The 17,997-nt window shown below is 71.1% G+C and carries 19 protein-coding genes and 1 pseudogene; 11 read left to right on the plus strand and 9 right to left on the minus strand.

The genetic code is table 11. The features are described from left to right. Positions 1–118: 118 nt before the first annotated feature. Both AB0K12_RS28310 and AB0K12_RS28315 read right to left on the minus strand, forming a co-directional pair. On the minus strand, positions 119–1,033 hold the full coding sequence (locus AB0K12_RS28310; protein WP_364567467.1) for a hypothetical protein: 915 nt from the start codon (positions 1,031–1,033) through the stop codon (positions 119–121). A 60-nt stretch (positions 1,034–1,093) separates the two neighbouring features. After that, a complete protein-coding gene (locus AB0K12_RS28315) occupies positions 1,094–2,926 on the minus strand; it encodes a serine hydrolase domain-containing protein (RefSeq protein WP_364567470.1) in 1,833 nt (610 codons plus the stop codon). A 181-nt stretch (positions 2,927–3,107) separates the two neighbouring features. Here AB0K12_RS28315 and AB0K12_RS28320 point away from each other — a divergent pair, with 181 nt between their 5' ends. Beyond that, positions 3,108–4,130 carry a zinc-dependent alcohol dehydrogenase family protein gene (locus tag AB0K12_RS28320; RefSeq protein WP_364567473.1) on the plus strand — a complete coding sequence of 341 codons (1,023 nt, stop codon included), beginning with the start codon at positions 3,108–3,110 and terminating at the stop codon, positions 4,128–4,130. Here AB0K12_RS28320 and AB0K12_RS28325 read toward each other — a convergent pair. Then, entirely contained in the window at positions 4,120–5,625 is a 1,506-nt protein-coding gene (locus AB0K12_RS28325) for an alkaline phosphatase D family protein (RefSeq protein ID WP_364567476.1), read from the minus strand. The genes AB0K12_RS28320 and AB0K12_RS28325 overlap by 11 nt on opposite strands. A 212-nt stretch (positions 5,626–5,837) precedes the next feature. Between AB0K12_RS28325 and AB0K12_RS28330 the strand changes: the two genes are divergently transcribed. Continuing rightward, entirely contained in the window at positions 5,838–6,788 is a 951-nt protein-coding gene (locus AB0K12_RS28330; protein ID WP_364567479.1) for a teichoic acid biosynthesis protein C, read from the plus strand. A gap of 42 nt (positions 6,789–6,830) precedes the next feature. Here the strand turns inward: AB0K12_RS28330 and AB0K12_RS28335 are convergent, their stop codons facing one another. Then, positions 6,831–7,199, minus strand: coding sequence for a helix-turn-helix domain-containing protein (locus AB0K12_RS28335; RefSeq protein WP_364567482.1), 369 nt, complete (start codon positions 7,197–7,199; stop codon positions 6,831–6,833). A gap of 202 nt (positions 7,200–7,401) precedes the next feature. On the opposite strand from AB0K12_RS28335, the gene AB0K12_RS28340 reads away from it, so the two are divergent. After that, positions 7,402–7,488 (plus strand): BBE domain-containing protein, encoded by an 87-nt coding sequence (locus AB0K12_RS28340; protein WP_364567529.1) that lies wholly within the window; start codon positions 7,402–7,404, stop codon positions 7,486–7,488. Positions 7,489–7,524: 36 nt separating this feature from the next. Next, entirely contained in the window at positions 7,525–8,538 is a 1,014-nt protein-coding gene (locus AB0K12_RS28345; protein WP_364567484.1) for an NADPH:quinone reductase, read from the plus strand. A gap of 94 nt (positions 8,539–8,632) precedes the next feature. On the opposite strand, the pseudogene AB0K12_RS28350 reads toward AB0K12_RS28345, so the two are convergent. Further along, a pseudogene (locus tag AB0K12_RS28350) lies at positions 8,633–8,689 on the minus strand (excalibur calcium-binding domain-containing protein); the annotation flags it as partial. 244 nt (positions 8,690–8,933) lie between these two features. On the opposite strand from AB0K12_RS28350, the gene AB0K12_RS28355 reads away from it, so the two are divergent. Together AB0K12_RS28355 and AB0K12_RS28360 are read left to right on the plus strand one after the other, a co-directional pair. After that, entirely contained in the window at positions 8,934–9,335 is a 402-nt protein-coding gene (locus AB0K12_RS28355) for a hypothetical protein (protein WP_364567487.1), read from the plus strand. A gap of 10 nt (positions 9,336–9,345) precedes the next feature. Then, positions 9,346–10,296, plus strand: a complete 951-nt coding sequence (locus AB0K12_RS28360) for a hypothetical protein (RefSeq protein ID WP_364567490.1) — start codon at positions 9,346–9,348, stop codon at positions 10,294–10,296. A gap of 4 nt (positions 10,297–10,300) precedes the next feature. Here AB0K12_RS28360 and AB0K12_RS28365 read toward each other — a convergent pair whose 3' ends face one another. The 3 genes from AB0K12_RS28365 to AB0K12_RS28375 all read right to left on the minus strand — a co-directional run bounded on the left by AB0K12_RS28365 (position 10,301) and on the right by AB0K12_RS28375 (position 12,496). After that, on the minus strand, positions 10,301–10,609 hold the full coding sequence (locus AB0K12_RS28365; RefSeq protein WP_364567492.1) for a YbaB/EbfC family nucleoid-associated protein: 309 nt from the start codon (positions 10,607–10,609) through the stop codon (positions 10,301–10,303). A gap of 85 nt (positions 10,610–10,694) precedes the next feature. After that, positions 10,695–11,951 carry an FAD-dependent oxidoreductase gene (locus AB0K12_RS28370; protein ID WP_364567532.1) on the minus strand — a complete coding sequence of 419 codons (1,257 nt, stop codon included), beginning with the start codon at positions 11,949–11,951 and terminating at the stop codon, positions 10,695–10,697. Further along, positions 11,948–12,496 (minus strand): OsmC family protein, encoded by a 549-nt coding sequence (locus AB0K12_RS28375; RefSeq protein WP_364567495.1) that lies wholly within the window; start codon positions 12,494–12,496, stop codon positions 11,948–11,950. The genes AB0K12_RS28370 and AB0K12_RS28375 overlap by 4 nt, the downstream gene beginning before the upstream one ends. 76 nt (positions 12,497–12,572) lie before the next feature. On the opposite strand from AB0K12_RS28375, the gene AB0K12_RS28380 reads away from it, so the two are divergent. From AB0K12_RS28380 to AB0K12_RS28400, 5 genes are all read left to right on the plus strand, one after another. After that, positions 12,573–13,784, plus strand: a complete 1,212-nt coding sequence (locus tag AB0K12_RS28380) for a homoserine O-acetyltransferase (RefSeq protein WP_364567498.1) — start codon at positions 12,573–12,575, stop codon at positions 13,782–13,784. A 19-nt stretch (positions 13,785–13,803) separates the two neighbouring features. Then, positions 13,804–15,141 carry an O-acetylhomoserine aminocarboxypropyltransferase/cysteine synthase family protein gene (locus AB0K12_RS28385; RefSeq protein ID WP_364384090.1) on the plus strand — a complete coding sequence of 446 codons (1,338 nt, stop codon included), beginning with the start codon at positions 13,804–13,806 and terminating at the stop codon, positions 15,139–15,141. Then, complete coding sequence (locus AB0K12_RS28390; protein ID WP_364567500.1) at positions 15,138–15,620, plus strand: CoA-binding protein; 483 nt, start codon at positions 15,138–15,140, stop codon at positions 15,618–15,620. The genes AB0K12_RS28385 and AB0K12_RS28390 overlap by 4 nt, the downstream gene beginning before the upstream one ends. Before the next feature lie 94 nt (positions 15,621–15,714). Beyond that, on the plus strand, positions 15,715–16,485 hold the full coding sequence (locus AB0K12_RS28395; RefSeq protein WP_364567502.1) for a DUF899 family protein: 771 nt from the start codon (positions 15,715–15,717) through the stop codon (positions 16,483–16,485). A gap of 69 nt (positions 16,486–16,554) precedes the next feature. Further along, the gene (locus AB0K12_RS28400; protein WP_364567504.1) at positions 16,555–17,427 is read left to right on the plus strand and encodes a class I SAM-dependent methyltransferase; all 873 of its coding nucleotides are present in this window, start codon (positions 16,555–16,557) and stop codon (positions 17,425–17,427) included. Positions 17,428–17,431: 4 nt separating this feature from the next. Here AB0K12_RS28400 and AB0K12_RS28405 read toward each other — a convergent pair whose 3' ends face one another. Next, the gene (locus AB0K12_RS28405) at positions 17,432–17,737 is read right to left on the minus strand and encodes a hypothetical protein (RefSeq protein ID WP_364567506.1); all 306 of its coding nucleotides are present in this window, start codon (positions 17,735–17,737) and stop codon (positions 17,432–17,434) included. Positions 17,738–17,997 lie beyond the last annotated feature (260 nt).

The raw sequence follows: 17,997 nt of genomic DNA on the forward strand, positions 1-17,997 counted from the left end.
GACTAGGTAGCCCCTTGGTGAGACGATGAGCGTTATGCCCGTGACTGAGAGTAATCATGCTGACATTCTGTGATCGGATAGGCGATCATGCGGGATGCCGGCGCACATCCCGTACAGGTCAGCGCTTGGGGGCGCTCAGGACGTCGGCGAGGTCGTCGGTCGCCAGCCCCCGGCCCGGCCGCGCCTTGGGCGCGGTGATCCGCATCGGTTTCTCCCAGTACCGGTACTGGGTGGCGAAGTGCCCGCGCAGGATCCGGTCGTCGCCGAGCCCCTTGACCTGCGGCCGGGGATGCGCGTAGAAGCGCCAGCCGACCCGGTACGGCCAGCCGCGGTCGTCGTACATGTACGTCCACGTCACCTCGGCCGTTCCCCGCCTCGCCCCTGGCCCCGCCGCCTCACGGAAGCTGGGCGAGACGCGGTAGAGCTCTTCGAGGGTGACCGTCCCTGTCACGTGGTAGATGCGCTGGCGGCGGCCGGTCGTATGGTCCTTCTGCCAGGACGACACGGTCTTCTTGACCTTCCCTGACAGCAGCTTGCGCAACGTGGCGGGCTCCAGCACGTTGATGAACTGGTCGCCGAACGCGGCGGCGGCCCCGCTCGCCCGCCCGACCCCCACCCACGACTTCTTCCCCGGCGCGAGCTGGTACTGCCGCCCGCCCACGCTGATCGAGCGCAGCGTGCCCACGGTGGGCAGTAGGCCGGCGTAATAGGGGTCCTTGGCGGCCTCGTCCACCACCAGGTGCCTGTTGCCGATGCTGAGGTGACGGACGTGCTCGGAGGCGACCACGCCGGCTCGCCCCAGCTTGACCTTGCCGGTGCCGCGCAGCGCCATGCCGCTGCCGATGAACGTCCGCCTGCCGTTCCGCACCACCTCCCGCGAGATGTCGGTGGAGGCCTGCCCGTAGAACTCGGTCGTCGCCCCGGCCCCGCGAGCAAGGAGGGTGCGCAGGGCGGCGACGGGGTCGGGCTCGGGCGCGACGGCGTGCGCGGGGAAGGCGGTGACGAGGGCTAAGGCCACGTTGACGGCATGCATGAGGGACCTCCGGACGAGGAGAAGATCACGGATGGGACGGGAGGGATCCAGCGCGTACGGTCACGACCAGCCGTACACCTTTCTGATGGCGGCGCCGATCTCGGTCACCAGGGCCGTGTTGCTGCCGTTGGCGAGCACCGCGTAACCGGCGCCCAGCTCCGGGTAGCCCTGGAACAGCGACCTGAAGCCGTAGTTGGAGCCGTCATGGGTGTAGGAGAAGCGGTCGGTGCCGGCGTTCGCGATGAACAGGCCGCGGCCCATGCCGGGCTGCGGGCCCTGGCTGAGCAGCGTCCGCACCGAGGCCCTGGTCAGCGGGCCCGCGATGTCGCCGGACGCCTTCCAGGCCCGGTTGAGGTAGGAGATGAGGCGGCTCAGGTCGAGGACCGTGGTGTAGAGGCCGGCGGCGGCCGACTCGGGATAGCGGTTGCGCTTGCCGGCGATGACGGCCCCGGTGGTCGTGTGCCCCGCGGCCAGCTCGAAGCCGGGGGACATGGCGTACGAGCTGGTCTTCATGCCGAGCGGGGCGAGGACCTGCTCGGTCATGTACTGGTCGAACGGCATGCCGCTCTGCTCCTCCACCATGCGCTGCAGCAGGACGAACCCGCCGCCGGAGTAGTGGTACTCGGCGCCGGGCGCGGTGGTCAGCTCGATCTTCGGCGAGTTGCCCGCGCCGTTCATGACCTGCGGCAGCGTCGGCACGGTGGCGCCCGGGCCGTAGCCGGCGAAGCCGCCGCCCCCGGCGTCGAAGCCGGAGCAGACGTCCGCGGGCGAGGTGGAGCCGCGGCCGATGACGCCGGCGCGGTGGGTGAGCAGCCGGTCGATGGTCGGCACGGCGGTCGAGGTGAGGCAGGAGCGGCGCGACAGGGTCCAGTTGAGGAGGGGGCGGACGTCCGCGTTCAGGGCGATCTTCTCGGTCTGCAGCAGGCGCAGCACGCCGGCGGACGCGACCGCCTTGCTGATGGAGGCGGCCTGGAAGGCCGTCTCGGGGTGGGCCGCCGCGCCGCTGCCGGCCTCCAGCCAGCCGTAGCCGGTGGACCAGGTGATCTTGTTGCCGGTGACCACCGCGACGGAGACGCCGGGCGTCTTGTACGCGCTCATCCGCTGCCAGATCGTGCCGCCCGCGACCGCGTTCTCGACCTGCCTGACCCGGTCGGCGGGCAGGGACGGCACCTTGCCGCGCGTCGCGAGCGCCCAGCCGCCCGACGGGGCGAAGGCCAGGGCGTGCACCTGCCAGCCGCCGCCGTGCAGGGTGTTCATGCGGGTGTAGCAGGCGTCGGGGATGGTGCGCGCGAAATACTCGTCCTGCGCCACGACCACCCAGCCCTTGGCCTTGGGGAAGGCGACGTGCGTGACGCGGCGCCCGCCCTGCGTCAGGTTGCGCATCATCTGGTAGCACTCGTCGTCCACGCCCCGCGCGTAGAAGCCGTTCGTGGCGGCCACGACCCAGCGGTTGCCGCCGGCCGGCGGGAACGCGACGGACACGACCTGCTGCCCGGCGTCGTAGTAGGCGGCGATGCGCTGCCGGCACTCCTCGGGCAGGCCGCGCGCCGACATCCCTTTGTCGGTGGTGATCACCCAGCGGTCGCCGCCCTCGGGCGGGAAGGCCACGCAGTGGATGCGCCGGCCGGCCTTGACGAGCGCGCCCAGCTCGGTGAAGCAGGCGTCGGGGATGCCGCGGGCGAAGTAGCGGCCGTCCTGCGTGACGATCACCCAGCCGCCGGACGGCGTGAAGGCCAGCGCCGTGATGCCGTACGGGGCCAGCTCGCCGAGCTTGCCGTGCGCCTCCGCGGGCACGCCGCTGTCGTAAGAGGGGTAGCCGGCGGCGTACGCGGGCGCGGCGACGCCCGCACCGGCGGCGGCGCCGGCCAGGGCCAGAAAATGACGACGATCCATCACAATGACTCCATTCGGGGCGGACGATGATCCTATTGGGCGGGGCGCCAGCTCTCGGAATCTGTCCCGCGTAGGTCGGCGAAGCCCCTCGAACAGGCCAAACTTCGCCTTGCACGGCAACCGGACGGCCGCGTGCGGAAACAAGGAAGGCGTACGGGAGAACGTCCGAAGGAGAGCCACGATGCGCGGAGCAGTGCTGCACGGTCCCGGCGACGTCCGTGTCGAGGAGCGCGGCGACCCGGAGATCGTCGCGCCCACCGACGCGATCATCCGCCTGACCGCGGCCTGCATCTGCGGCTCCGACCTGTGGCCCTACCGGGGCCTGGAGGAGAACGGCGACCCGGCTCCCATGGGTCACGAGTACGTCGGCGTCGTCGAGGAGGTCGGCCCCGAGGTCGCCACGGTCAGGCCGGGCCAGTTCGTGGTCGGCTCGTTCTGGGCCTCCGACAACACCTGCGAGATCTGCCGGGCCGGCTACCAGAGCGGCTGCGTCAACCGTGTCCTGATGGGCTCGATCGGCACCCAGGCGCAGTACGCCCGCATCCCGCTCGCCGACGGCACGCTCGTCGCCACCCCTGGCATGCCGGAGCCCGAGCTGATCCCGAGCCTGCTGGCCGCCTCCGACGTGCTGGGCACCGGCTGGTTCGGCGCCATCGCCGCCGCGGCGGGGCCCGGCAAGACCGTCGTGATCGTCGGTGACGGCGCGGTCGGGCTGTGCGGGGTGCTGGCCGCCCGGCACTTCGGCGCCGAACGGATCATCGCGATGAGCCGCCACGAGTCGCGCCAGGAGCTGGCCCGCCGCTTCGGCGCCACCGACATCGTGACCGAGCGCGGCGACGAGGGCGTGGCGCGGATCATGGAGCTGACGAACGGGCTCGGCGCCCACAGTGTCATCGAGGCGGTCGGCACGCAGAGCTCGATGACGCAGGCCATCCGCTCCACCAGGCCCGGCGGCCACATCGGGTTCGTCGGCTACGCCCACGACGTGGCGCTGCCGGGCGACGAGCTGTTCTTCTCCCTCGTCCACCTGCACGGCGGCCCCGCCCCCGTGCGCGAGTACCTGCCCGAGCTCATCGACCTCATCTGGCGCCGCGTCATCGACCCCGGGCAGGTCTTCGACCTGACCCTGCCGCTGGAGCAGGCCGCCGAGGGCTACCGGGCGATGGACGAGCGCCGCGCCGTCAAGGTGCTCCTCACGCCGTAGCCGCGCCCAGGCCGGGGACGCGGTCGTGCAGGCGGGCGGTGGCCGCGGTCTCGGCGGTCGCGCCGGGGCGGCTGACGTACCGCACGATCTTGAAGGCGGCGGTCAGCGTGCTCGGCGTGACCTCCAGCATCAGGTAGCCGCGGTGGCGCAGGTGCAGCTTCAGGTGCGGGTTGACGGCCGGCAGCGGGTCGGTGACCGGGTCGACGTCGGTGCCGTCGCCACCGGTGGTGATCGAGGTGACGGCGAACTCGGCGCCGATCGGGCCGGCCGCGGGGTCGTCGTAGTCGAGGACGAGGTCGCCCGCCCAGTGCGCGTGCACGTCACCGGTCAGCACGGCGACGTTGCGCGCGCCTGCCTCCACCCAGCCTTCGCTGACGCGCATCCGGGCGGCGGTGTAGCCGTCCCAGGCGTCCTGGCGTACGAGCCTTCCCGGGCCGGGGTCGCGGTCGCGCTGGCCGAAGAAGACCTGCTGGCCGACGAGGTCCCAGCGGGCGCGCGAGCGGTGGAAGCCGTCGAGCAGCCACTGCTCCTGGTCCAGGCCCAGCATAGTGCGGCTGGGCCCGTCCGGCGCCGGGCAGTCCCTGAAGCCGGCGCCGCACAGGTGGGGGTCGCGGTATTGCCGGGTGTCGAGCACGTGCAGGGTGGCCAGGCCGCCCCACCGCAGCCGCCGGTAGAGCTGGACGGCGGCGCCGCCGGGGCGGGCGGCGGGGCGTAGCGGCAGGTGCTCGTAGTACGCGCGGAAGGCGGCCTGGCGGCGCTCGGCGGGGATCAGGTTGGTCCAGTTGTTGACCACCTCGTGGTCGTCCATGACGGCCACCCAGGGCGCGGCGGCGTGGGCGGCGCGCAGGTCGGGGTCGGTCTTGTAGAGGGCGTGCCGGCGCCGGTAGTCGGCCAGCGTGACGGCCTCGGGGCCGCCGTGGTCGCGGACGTTGCCGCCGGGGCCGAGCAGGTGGTCGCTGCCCTGCTCGTAGATGTAGTCGCCGAGGTTGAGCACGAGGTCGGGCTGTTCGGCGGCGATGGCGGCGTACGCGGTGAAGTAGCCGTGCTGGTAGTTGGCGCAGGAGCAGACCGCCATGCGCAGCGGGCGGCCGATCGTGCCGAGGGCGGGGGCGGTGAGCGTGCGGCCGGTCGGCGAGACGTACGGGCCGGCCTTGAAGCGGTACCAGTACGGACGGCCGGGCCGCAGCCCGGTCACCGTGACGTGCACGCTGTGCGCCCAGTCGCGGACGGCCGGCTCGGTGCCGCTGCGGACGACGGTCTTGCCCGCCGGGTCGGCGAGGACCTGCCAGTGGACCGGCACCGGCTCCTGCGGCATCCCGCCGAACCCGTCCTCGGCCAGCGGGTCCGGCGCGAGCCGGGTCCACAGCACGAACCCGCCCGGGTCGGGGTCGCCGCTGGCGACGCCCAGCGTGAACGGCTCGCCGAAACCGGCCGACGGCACCAGGGACGGCAGGCCGGTCGTGAACCCCGCCGCCAGGAAGGACCTCCTGCTCAACACAGCAAGCATGATTGCCGCGACCGCCACCTATGCGGACGATGACACGCCAGCCATCCGAGATCTGGGCACTCCGCCCCGACCTCTTTCGCCTTATATGTCACGAATGTTACGGAGGTAACTCCAACCCCTCGCCCCCCTGACACCCCGGTGTTAACCTGACGGCGCGCCTGTCCGCTCGGCTTCCAGCACCAGGAAGGTGACCGTTACGCATGCCCGCTGTAAACGTTTCCCGTAGGAGCCTCTTCACCATCGGCGCAGGTACGGCCGCTGCCGCCGCGCTGGCCTCCCCGCCGGCGCGCGCCGCTGAAGGCCGCTTCCAGCTCACCGCCCCCTCGACCTCCCTCATCTGGAAGAAGGCCCTGTACGACGAGACCGTCCTGCAGTCCTTCGCCTTCGACAACCGCAACGGCCACATCTACACGCTGCAGGTGAAGAACGGCTCCGGCTCCAACGCGGCCGGCGACCTCTGCCTGACCAAACTCAGCCTGTCCGGCACGATCCTCGGGCACATGTACCTCATGGGGTTCGGGCACGGCGTGCAGTGCGGGGTGGAGCCGTCCGGCACGTCGGCGTACCTGTGGACGGAGACGGACGGCATCCCCGACGGCACCAGCTCGCGCGGCACCAAGCTGGCCCGGTTCAGGTTCGTCGACGGGCAGACGCTGACCCCCTCGTCGCCGGAGCTCACCAAGCACGAGCCGATCGCCGGCGTCCGCAACGTCACCTGCACGATCGACCCCTCCACCAACCGCATCGCCATGCGCTACAACGACAACGGCACCTTCCGCTACGCCGTCTACCCGCTGGGGCAGCTCAAGGCGGGCCGGTACGAACCGATCTTCCACGTCGCCCAGCCGGGCGGGCTCGGCACCTTCCAGGGGTACGCCGTCTACGGGAACTTCGCCTACATGCTGGACGGCACCGCCTACAGCGACAGCAACCCGCCGCCCGGCAACGCCCACGTCACCTGCTTCGACCTGCGCACCGGCGAGCAGGTCCAGCGGGCCCGCACGGAGGCGGGCCGGTCACTCGACTTCCGCGAGCCCGAGGGCATGGGCATCCAGATCGCCGCCGGCCGCCCCCGGCTGTGCCTGGGGCTGGCGTCGGGCGAGCAAGGGGCCCGGGTGGCCAGCATCTTCTACAAGAGCGAACTGATCTGATCCGCTGAGGGGCCGGGCGAACGCGGCCCGGCCCCCTTCGGCTCATTCCGGGGGGTCGGTGTCGTCGTTCCAGCGCTGGACGTAGGCCGCCATCGGGCGGAGGGCGGCGAGGAGGTCGGCGCCGCGCGGTGAGAGGCTGTAGCGCACCGAGACCGGGGTCGTGGGGATGACCGTGCGCACGACCAGCTTGGCGGCCTCCAGCTGCTTCAGCCGGACGGTGAGCATGCGGGCGGAGATGCCCTCCACCAGCGCGGCGATCTCGCTGAACCGTTGGGCGCCCCGGTCGAGCGCGAGCAGCACGCCGGGCGCCCAGCGCTGCCCGACGACCTCGATGGCGCGGCCGGCGCGGCGGCATTCGGCCTCGTTGGTGTGGTCCCACTGGGGAATCGGGGCCGTCCTGGGAATGGTCACTTACTCATCGTAAGTCGCTTCCCTGGCTTCGTGCACTTACTTTTCGTAAGTCAGTTACCACGCGTTTGTGCGCTCCCGCAGGTGTCGGCAAGCCTTGAGCCATGCCCGACCATGATCACGAGCTGCGCTTCCGCTCCGCCGGGGGCGCGCCGTCACCGCGACGCCCGCTGACGCCACCGCCTACGCCTGACGCGACGCCAACCTGCGGCGGCTGCGCGAGCTCAAGCGCCGATGGGACCCCACCGGCCCGTTCCGCGACAACTTCCCCATCGAACCCGCGGACTCCTGACGGGGCCCGCGACCACCTGACCGAGGAGACCAGAAGATGAGAGCCATCGCCTACCGCGAGCAGGGGGACGTCTCGGTCCTGAAGCTCATCGAGCGTGGCGTGCCGGAGCCGGGCCCCGGCGAGGTCCGTGTCCGCGTGCACGCCTCCGGCGTCAACCCGACCGACTGGCGGGCCCGCACCACCCCCGTATGGGGGATGCCGTACCCCGAGGTGACGCCGCACCACGACGGCGGCGGCGTGATCGACGCGGTCGGTCCCGGGGTCGAGGAGTTCGCTCCTGGAGACCGGGTGTGGGTGTTCGCGGCCGGGCTGATCGAGAACGGCGGGACCGCCCAGGAGTACACCGTCCTGCCCGCGTCCCTGGTGCGGCCGCTGCCGGGCGACGCCTCGTACGAGCTGGGCGCCGCGCTCGGGGTGCCCGCGCTCACCGCGCACCGAGGGCTGATCGCCGCCGAGAACGGCCCCCGCCGCCTCGCCCCCAAGGCGCTGGACGGCCACACCGTGCTGGTGAACGGCGGCGCGGGCGCGGTCGGCAACGCCGCTATCCAGCTCGCCTGCTGGGCCGGGGCCACCGTGCTCACCACGGTCAGCAGCCCGGAGAAGGCGGCGCTGGCCACCGCGGCGGGCGCGCACCACGTCTTCGACTACCGGGAAACCGACCCGGCGCCCGGGATCCGCGCGGCGGCCCCGGACGGCGTCGACATCGTCGTCGAGGTCGCCGTGAACGCGAATCTCGACCTCGACCTGGCGGTCCTCAAGAACGGCGGCACGATCGCCGTCTACGCCGACGATCGCTCCACGGTGGAGCTGGACATCCTCAAGAGCCTCCAACTGGACGTCCGCTACCAGTTCCTCATCCTCTTCACCAGCGCAGAACGCATGGCCGCCGCAGCCGACGACGTTACGGCCGCACTCCGGGACGGCGCGCTGGGAGTGGGCGAGGCGCACGGCCTCCCGATCCACCGCTACCCCCTGCCGGAAACCGCCGCCGCCCAGAACGCGGTCCAGAACCACGCGGTGGGCAAGGTCATCGTCGACCCCACCACCTGACGCGCGGGCGTTCGCGGACGCGAGATGCCCAGCATCCGCGAACGCGGCGCGGCCGGCACGGACACGGTGCTCACCGCCGTGGAACAACGGAGGGTCAGCGCTCGCAGACCACGCCGTCGCCGTCGCGGTCCTGGCACCAGGCGTACTCGGGTCCTGGCCGCGGACATAGGGGCCGTAGCCGTTCGCGTCTTCTGGGAGACGGTCGTCAGCCTCCCCCCGGTTTCCAGGCGCAGCAGCGCTTCGCGTGCCGGCGTGCGCGAGGCGCCCGCATCGACGACACCCCACAAGCGACGATTTCGGTCATCAAACTGCATGAACGGCAACCAAATGGTCATCTGACCGAAACGAAGAGTGCGGAGACTGGCCGCTCGGGCGTTGTACGGGGAGGAGACCACGTGGACATCGATCATTCGAGCATGCGCAAGAGCGGCCGGGCGATCCACGACGGCGGTGGCGAGTTCGGCGAGGCCGTGAACAGGACCTGGCAGATGCTCGGGCCGCTGGTCCCCTACTTCGGCGATCCCGACAGCGACGAGGCGGCCCGCATCTTCCGCCGTGGCCAGGACGGTCACCCGGGCTTCGACGCCGCCTGCGACGACCTGGGCACGGCGCTGCGCGACCTGACGGAGTCGTACAGGGCCATCGGGGACGCCGTGGTGGCGATGAGCTCGAACGTCAAGGACGCCGAGTGGGCCGGCATGATGGTCAAGAACGAGCACCTCAAGGCGCTCAAGGAGTTCGCGGAGCGCGAGGACCGACCGCTCGCCGTGCCGTCCACTCCCGTAGAGCGCGACTGAGGAGCCGCGCGTGCCCATCGGACTCGCGACCAAGGTCGCCGGGGGCGGGATGGCCGGCGCCGGTGCGGCGGGCATCCTGGCGCCCGAGTTCCTGTTCGGCATCTCCTACCTCGAAGGCGACCCCGCCACGATCAGGAAGGCGGCCGACGTACTCGACGACGTCGCCGACGCCATCGACGAGCACTTCAGGACCGCGAACGCGGCCGCCACCGCCGTGTGGACCACCAGCGCCGGCACCGCGGTGTCGCAGTTCAAGAAGTTCTGGACCGAGGAGTACGGCCCCGTCGTCCTGGAGGTGTCGCTCAGGCACCGCAAGGCCGCCGTCGCCTGCCGCGCCTACGCCGACGTGATCGAGAAGGTCAACCACGCGATCAAGGTGCTGTGCTACATCCTGACCGTGGACATGATGGTCACGATCGGCTATCAGGTGCTGACCTGGAAGATCTTCCAGGCGATCATGAAGCGGCAGGCGCTGCTGTTCAGGCAGACCGCGCACTGGTTCATCGCCATGCTGATCCCGACGTGGCTGTACTGGGTGCTCGACAGCGCCACCTACGCCACCGGGCAGGTGGTGCTGCCGCTGGCCATCAACAAGCTGGGCGGCATCAAGACCGACATGTCGGGCAACGACGTGCAGTCGCTGGAGCACAACCTCACGACGTTCAGCGAGCACTTCTTCGCCAACATGATCTTCGACAGCGTGGTCGACGGCGGCTCTGCGCTGATGACCAAGGTGCCGGGCCTGCGCGCGGTGGCCCAGAACGTCGAACTGCCGAACGGGGTGACGCTGAACACCGGCAACTTCCTGCCCAGGATGACGGCCTCGACGGCGTACTCGATGACCGTGGACGTCCAGCACGGCGACAACCCGCTGCCAGGCACCGAGCACGGGCTGACCGAGGAGGAGATGTACCAGAAGTTCATCGTGCACGGCACCCGCAGCCTCATCCCCCGCGTCTGACGCCTCACAGATAGGGGCGGGTGACCTCCATGACGCGGCGGGCCGCGTCCTCCGTCGCCCGCCGCGAGGCCTCCAGGATGGCCTCGGCCAGCTCCTGCGAGCCCAGCCGCATCGCACGGGGGTCGATCTGCAGGCCGGTCAGCTGGCCCGACGCGGTGACGCGCACCCTGACCTTGCCGTCAGGGCTCGCCGCCTCACCGGCGACGTCGCCGACCAGGCCCATGACGTCGGAGAGTTCGCGCGAGTTCGCCTTGAACTCCGCCATGACCCGGTCGAGCTGGGGGTCGCCGGTCCGTAGATCGCGTTCTGCCATCCCGCATTATCTACAGAACACCCATATAGGTGGCAATGAGTAAATATCGGGCATCAGCGGGTGTGAGAACGGACATCCCTCTCGGTCACGCCCGTTCCGCCAGGTGGCCGGCGAGGTGCGCGACCACCTCCCGCGCGTCCTCCTCGATGCCGTTGATGAATGTGGACCTGCGCCGCCGCAGCACCGGCAGGCCGAGCGCGTACAGGCCCGGCGCGTCCACCACGCCGCCGTCGTGGCGCAGGAAACCCTTCTCGTCGAGCACGGGCACGTCCAGCCAGCCGTAGTCGGGACGGAAGCCGGTCGCCCAGATGATCGTGGCGATCTCGCCGGAGTTCAGGTCGAGCTGCCAGCGCGCCGAGGCGGGCACCCTGGTCGGCTCGAACCGCTCGGGCGGCCCCGCCTCACCGTCGCGGCCGCTCTCGCGCGCCCATGCGTCGAACGTGTCGAGCAGCCGGTTCATCTTCAGGTCGGCCAGCGAGAACACGTTGCGCAGCCCGCCGGAGAACAGCGCCTTCCCGTCGCGCAGGGCGGCCCAGCGGCCCACCAGCTCGACCCCCATCGCGGTCAGCGCGTTGAGGTCGAGCGTGGCCCGCTCGGGCGTGCCCACGAGCTGGGGCGAGGGCAGCCGCCTCGCCCTGGTCAGGTCCTCCAGCTCGTCGTGGCGCTGGTCCCACACGCCGGAGGCGTCCATCCACCACAGCACGTCGCGCCCGCGGTAGGCGCGGGGCAGCCGGACGTGCTCGCCCACCGAGAGCGTGACAGGACGGCCCGAGGCGTGCAGCTCGGCGGCCAGCTGCACGCCGGTGGCCGAGGCGCCGACGACGAGCACGCCGCCGTCGGGCAGCCGGCCGGGCTCGCGGTAATCGTACGGCGTGAGCTGCTTCACCCGCGGCGGCACCGCCGTGCTGAAGGACGGCACCGACGGCAGGTTGCAGGCACCGCTGGCGATCACCACCGTGCGGCAGGCGATCTCGCCGCGGTCCGTGGTGACGTGGTAGCCGCCACCGGACCGCCGTACGGACGTGACGGTCGTCCCGGTACGCACGGGCGCTCCCGCGAGCGCGGCGAACCGCTCGATGAACTGCGTCACTTCCTTCGTGGTCATGTAGCCGTCGGGGTCGGGCCCGTCGTAGGTCAGGCCCGGCAGGCGGCTCTGCCAGTTGGGGGTGAGCAGGCGGAAGGAGTCCCATCGTTCGCGCCGCCAGGAGTTGGCCACCTCGCCGCGCTCGATCACCAGGTGGTCGATCGAGAGCGCGCGCAGGAAGTGCGAGGCGGCGAGGCCGGCGTGCCCCGCGCCGATGACGACCGTCGTGACCCGTTCGATGATGCTTCGCTCCCTCAGGCGACTTCGACGGTGACGTTCGTCGGGTTGGTGAGGGCGTCGAAGACGGCCGAGCGCTTCTGCGACTGGGCGACCAGGGCCTCGATGTCCTCGCGCGAGGCATCCGCGTCGATCTCGAACGTCACCTTGATGTCGTTGAAGCCGTTGCGCACGTCGCTGTCGGCGCCGAGGATGCCGCGGATGTCGTGGACGCCCTCCAGCTTGGCCTCGACCGAGCGGAGCTGGATGCCGCGGTTCTGGGCGACGGAGGCCACGCCGGCGGTCAGGCAGCTCGCCAGGCCGACCAGCAGGTATTCGATCGGGGTGATGCCGTTGTCCTCGGCCGCGAAGACCTCGGGGTGGTCGGCGTCGAAGACCGCCTCCTTGCGGTGGCTGCGCTCCTCGCCGAGGCCGAAGAACTCCTTGACCGTGGTGGTGCTGTGGACGCCGTTCTGCCACTTGGAGGAGGCCCGCCAGACGAACTGGGCGGCCTCCGGCGCACCCTTCAGGACCTCGCGCGCTTCGAGCAGTGCCTGCACGTTGACACCGTTGGTGACCGTGGTCATACCTCTCGCCCTTCGCTTCCGGGTATTCCGGTAGGTATTTGACCATATACCGGCAGTGGCGGCTACCATAAGCCCCATGTCGCAGCCAGCAAGAACGTCCGAGGCCGGCTCCGTGGGCGTCGTCGAAACGTTCCACCTCGACCTTCCGGACCCCGTACGGCTCGACTGCGGCAAGGAGCTGCACCCTGTGCGGGTGGCGTACGAGACCTACGGCACCCTCTCCCCCGCGCGCGACAACGTCATCCTGGTCTGCCACGCGCTGAGCGGCGACGCCCACGCGGCCGGCGTGGCCAAGGCGCCGCCCGAGTCGGGCACCCGCGACGGCTTCGGCGCCGAGGAGCGCGACGGCTCCAGCGCGAAGGGGCTCGGCTGGTGGGACGGCATGATCGGCCCGGGCAAGGCGTTCGACACCGACCGCTATTTCGTGATCTCCACCAACCTGCTCGGCGGCTGCCGCGGCACCACCGGCCCGTCCTCGACCGACCCCGCCACCGGCCGCCCCTACGGATCCGACTTCCCCGTCATCACGGTCGGCGACATGGTACGCACCCAGCGCGCCTTCCTCGACGCCCTCGGCATCGAGCGGCTCGCGGCCGTGGCCGGCGGCTCGCTCGGCGGCATGCAGGCACTGGAATGGGCGATCAGCTACCCCGACCAGGTCGACGCCGTCGTGGCCATCGCCAGCACCCACGCCCTGCACCCACAGGGCGTCGCATGGAACGCGATCGCCCGCGAAGCGATCATGCGCGACCCGGCCTGGCAGGGCGGCCACTACTACGGCACGGGCCGCGCCCCCGACGCCGGCATGGGCATCGGCCGGATGGTCGGCCACATCACCTACCTGTCGGCGCCCGCGCTGGAGGAGAAGTTCGCCCGGCGGCTGCAGTTCGCCGACGACCTTCGCTACACGATCACCGAGCCCGAGTTCGAGGTGGAGAGCTATCTGCGCCACCAGGCCGACTCGTTCGTCAAGCGCTTCGACGCCAACACCTACCTCTACATCTCGCGCGCGCTGACCTACTTCGACCTCGCCAGGCAGCACGGCGGCGGGTCGCTGGAGCGGGCGCTCGAGGACGTGCGGGCGCGGACGCTGCTGATCGCGTTCAGCTCCGACTGGCTCTACCCGCCGGCGGCCTCGCACGACGTCGACCGGGCGCTGCGCTCTCTGGGCAAGCCGGTAGAGTTCGAGGTGATCGACGCGCCGTACGGCCACGACTGCTTCCTGCTGGAAGAAGCGCGGCAGACGCCCATCATCCGCCGGTTCCTTGCCCGAGGCGGGGCCGGGTGACGTCGAGGAAGAGGCACTGGTGACCGAGCAACACCCCCGTCAAGAGCAGGCCCGCGCCTTCGGGTTCGAGACCCGGCAGCTGCATGCCGGGCAGCGGCCCGACCCCAACACGGGGGCGCGTGCCGTACCGATATTTCAGACCACCAGCTACGTCTTCGAAGACCCCGAGTCCGCGGCGGCGTACTTCAACCTCCAGGAATACGGCAACACCTACTCCCGGATCATGAATCCCACGGTCGCCGTGTTCGAGGAGCGGGTGGCCAACCTGGAGGGCGGCAGCGGCGCCGTGGCGTTCGCCAGCGGCATCGCCGCCCAGGCCGCCGCGCTGTTCACGCTGCTGGAGCCGGGCGACCACGTGGTGTCGTCGTCGGCGCTCTACGGCGGCACCGTCAACCAGCTCAAGCACCTGCTGCGCAAGATGAACGTCGAGCTGACCTGGGTCGATCCCGACGACCCCGACGCCTGGCGCAAGGCGGTTCAGCCCAACACCAAGGCGTTCTTCGCCGAGACGATCGGCAACCCCTCGGGCAACGTGCTCGACATCGAGCCCGTGGCCGCCATCGCGCACGAGCACGAACTGCCGCTGATCGTGGACAACACGTTCGCGACGCCTTACCTGTGCCGGCCCATCGAGTGGGGCGCCGACATCGTGATCCACTCGGCGACCAAGTTCATCGGCGGCCACGGCACCAGCATCGGCGGGGTCGTCGTCGAGGCCGGCACGTTCGACTGGTCCAACGGGCGCTTCCCGGTGGTGGCCGACCCGTCGCCCGCCTACCACGGGCTGCGCTTCCACGAGACGTTCGGCATGTACGGCTACCTGATGAAGCTGCGCGCCGAGACGCTGCGCGACCTGGGCGCGGCGATGTCGCCGTTCAACGCGTTCCTGTTCCTGCAGGGCCTGGAGACGCTGTCGCTGCGGATGGAGCGCCACGTCGAGAACGCGCGCAAGGTCGCCGAGTTCCTCGACGGCCACGAGCTGGCCTCCAACGTCAGCCACCCCGGCCTGCCGGGCAGCAAATACCGCCCGCTGGTGGACAAATACCTGCCCCGCGGGGCGGGCGCGGTGTTCTCCTTCGAGTGCGCGGGCGGCCGGGCCGGCGGGCAGGGCCTCATCAGCGGCCTGTCGCTCTGGTCCCACCTGGCCAACGTCGGCGACGCCAAGAGCCTGGTCATCCACCCCGCCAGCACCACCCACCGCCAGCTGAGCGACGACGAGCTGACCGCCGCCGGCGTCGGGCCCGGCTCGGTGCGGCTCTCGGTCGGCACCGAGTCGGTCACCGACCTCATCTGGGACCTCGAGCAGGGCTTCGCCCGCGTCGCCGCGACGATCGGCACCAAGGAGGAGACGGCATGACCGACCTCACCCGCTACCAGGACCCGCTGACGATCCAGCGGGTCCTCCACGCCACCAGGAGCATCGCGATCGTCGGCCTGTCCGGCAACGAGCTGCGGGCCAGCAACTTCGTCGGCTACTACCTCAAGCGCCACGGCTACCAGGTCGTCCCGGTCAACCCGCGCGAGAAGGAGATACTCGGCGAGACCAGCTACCCGAGCCTGTCCGACGTGCCGGTGCCGATCGACCTCGTCAACGTCTTCCGCGCGCCCGACGCGCTGCCCGGCATCGCCCGCGAGGCCGTGCAGATCGGGGCGGGGGCGCTGTGGTGCCAGTTCGGGGTGATCAACGAGGAGGGCGCGCGGATCGCCGAGGAGGCCGGCCTGCCGGTGATCATGGACCGCTGCCTCAAGGTCGAGCACGCCCGTTACGTCGGGCGGATGCACTGGCTCGGCTTCAACACCCAGCGCATCACCTCGGTCCGTTCGGGGCTGCAGTAACGGGTGCGATGAGTTTCCGGCGGGTCGCCGGTCTGTTCGGGTGAGCGTCGTACAGAGTCGTACGACGACACCCAGAACACCACTGGAGGACACCGTGACATCCAGCGCTTCCGCGCAGCCCGGCCGCCCGCCCGTCGTCGACCTCGCCACCTGGCAGGCCGCCCGCGACGAGCTGCTCGTCCGCGAGAAGGCCCACACCCGCGAGGGCGACGCCATCGCCGCCGCCCGCCGCCGGCTGCCGATGGTCGAGTTCGACGGCTCCGTCAAGGTCACCGGGCCGGGCGGCCCTGTGCCGTTCCTGGAGCTGTTCCAGGGGCGCGACGAGCTCGTCGTCTACAAGCACATGTGGTACGACGGCGCGCCGCCCCAGGGGCAGTGCGAGGGCTGCACCACCACGGCCTGGCACCTCAAGGACTCCGCCTACCTCAACGCGCGCGGTGTCTCGTTCGCCGTCGTGACCCCCGGCGCGTGGGACGAGGTGGCCGACTATGTCGCGTTCATGGGCTACACCCAGCCGTGGTACTCCATACGCGGCGTGGAGGGGCCGGCCGGCGGGCCGACGGGCTACCTCACCAGCTACCTGCGCGACGGCGACCGCACCTTCCTCACCTACTCGACGACGGGCCGGGGCTGCGAGCCCGCCAACCCGTCCCTGGCGCTGCTCGACATGACGCCGTACGGGCGCGGCGAGACCTGGGAGGACAAGCCCGAGGGCTGGCCGGAGGGGGAGCACGCGTGCTGGTACTGGCGTACGGACGCCGACGGGAACTCGACGTGGGGCGAGACCAGCCGTCCCACGGCCCAGTGGACGCGCCCCGGCGCCACCCCGGTCACCACCCTCGGCCGCCACGGCACCTTCCACTGACGCGCGGGTGCGCCGGCCCCCACCGATAATCAGGTGCGCCCGCGGACGCAGGTCGTTAGCGTGGCGGTGATGGTCTACGAGCATCCGCTGGCATACGTGCTGGGCCTGGAGGGCATCGCCCTCATGCGGGCCTACACGGGCGGGCACGACCGCGCGTTCGTCGAGGCGCGGCTGGCCGAGATCCGGGCGTTCCTCGACGACGAAAGGCTCGCGGGGGCCGCCGTCGAGGTCGAGCGGGTGGACGTCACGACGGGTTACCGCATCTGGGCGTCCACCTACGACGGGCCCAACAGCGCGTTCGACCTGGACGAGCCGTTCATCAAGGAGGCCGTCGGCGGGCTGCCGGCGGGCGACGCGCTCGACGCCGCGTGCGGCACCGGCCGGATCGCCGCGCTCCTCGCCGCGCGCGGGCACCGGGTGCGCGGGGTCGACGGCTCACCCGACATGCTGGCGCGGGCGCGCGAGCGGGTGCCTGACGCGGAGTTCCTGCACGGCGAGCTGGCCGCGTTGCCGCTGCCCGACGCGTGCGTGGACCTGGTGGTCTGCTCGCTGGCGCTCACGCACGTGCCGGCCCTGGATCCGGTGATGGGCGAGTTCGCGCGGGTGCTGCGGCCCGGCGGTCACGTGGTGCTCGCCGACATCCATCCCGACGGGGTGGCGCGGGGCGTGGTGCCGCCCGTACGGCTGCCCGGCGGCCGTCCCGCGCGGGTGGCCACCCATCATCACCCGGTCGGTGACTACGTACGGGCCGCGCTCGCGGCCGGGCTGCACGTACGGCGCTGCGAAGAACCCCGGCATCCGGCGGGCGAGCCGCGCGAGCGTACCGACGTGCTGGAGCCGTGGGACGTGTGGCCGTGGGCGCTCTGCGACCTGGCCCCCGAGGCGGCGCACGCCGTGATCGCCGGTACGCCGTCCATGCTGTTCTGGCACTTCCAGCGGTAGGTCGTCAGGTGGGCAGGGTGGAGGCGTCGTCGCCGGCGCGGTAGTTGCGCAGCGCGACCGCCAGCCCGCCCTCCTGCTTGCCGAGGGCATCGGCCAGGAGACGGAGGCCGAGGCCGATGTTCTCGAGTTGCGGGCCCCGCGCCTCCCAGTAGGAGCGGCCGTACTCGTCGTCGCTCAGCGCGACGTGGACGGCGTCCTTCACGGTCGTGTACCGGGTGGTCGTCCTGGACGTGACGCCGGCCAAGGCGCCCGTCCCGGTGGCGATCCGGCGTAGCTGGGCCTTGCTGTAAACGACTCCGTCAAGCTTCACAGCCTGGAAGCGTAGCGAGGGAGAACGCCCGTTATAAGGGTTTCTGTGGTGTTCCGTGCTACTGGAGTGATAGAAGATCTTCAAGTGATCGGAGGAGGGCCCCCTGGAAACGCCTGCCGAGGCCTGCTTCCCGCGGACGGAGACGTAGCGGATGGGGCTCGATCCGAACCTGGTGCCCGACATCGTCAAGCCGCTGGCCAAGCCGCTGGCGGGCGGGGCGGTCCCCGAGGCCGACGTGCCCACCCTGATCAGCGAGGCGA

Source organism: Nonomuraea sp. NPDC049419, assembly GCF_040676995.1.
GTDB lineage: Bacteria > Actinomycetota > Actinomycetes > Streptosporangiales > Streptosporangiaceae > Nonomuraea > Nonomuraea salmonea.

Excerpts from the sequence above, each read along its gene's own strand:
- AB0K12_RS28310 (WP_364567467.1), bottom strand. The coding sequence starts at position 1,033 with ATGCATGCCGTCAACGTGGCCTTAGCCCTCGTCACCGCCTTCCCCGCG.
- AB0K12_RS28315 (WP_364567470.1), bottom strand. The coding sequence starts at position 2,926 with ATGGATCGTCGTCATTTTCTGGCCCTGGCCGGCGCCGCCGCCGGTGCG.
- AB0K12_RS28320 (WP_364567473.1), top strand. The coding sequence starts at position 3,108 with ATGCGCGGAGCAGTGCTGCACGGTCCCGGCGACGTCCGTGTCGAGGAG.
- AB0K12_RS28330 (WP_364567479.1), top strand. The coding sequence starts at position 5,838 with ATGCCCGCTGTAAACGTTTCCCGTAGGAGCCTCTTCACCATCGGCGCA.
- AB0K12_RS28345 (WP_364567484.1), top strand. The coding sequence starts at position 7,525 with ATGAGAGCCATCGCCTACCGCGAGCAGGGGGACGTCTCGGTCCTGAAG.
- AB0K12_RS28365 (WP_364567492.1), bottom strand. The coding sequence starts at position 10,609 with ATGGCAGAACGCGATCTACGGACCGGCGACCCCCAGCTCGACCGGGTC.
- AB0K12_RS28375 (WP_364567495.1), bottom strand. The coding sequence starts at position 12,496 with ATGACCACGGTCACCAACGGTGTCAACGTGCAGGCACTGCTCGAAGCG.
- AB0K12_RS28380 (WP_364567498.1), top strand. The coding sequence starts at position 12,573 with ATGTCGCAGCCAGCAAGAACGTCCGAGGCCGGCTCCGTGGGCGTCGTC.
- AB0K12_RS28390 (WP_364567500.1), top strand. The coding sequence starts at position 15,138 with ATGACCGACCTCACCCGCTACCAGGACCCGCTGACGATCCAGCGGGTC.
- AB0K12_RS28400 (WP_364567504.1), top strand. The coding sequence starts at position 16,555 with ATGGTCTACGAGCATCCGCTGGCATACGTGCTGGGCCTGGAGGGCATC.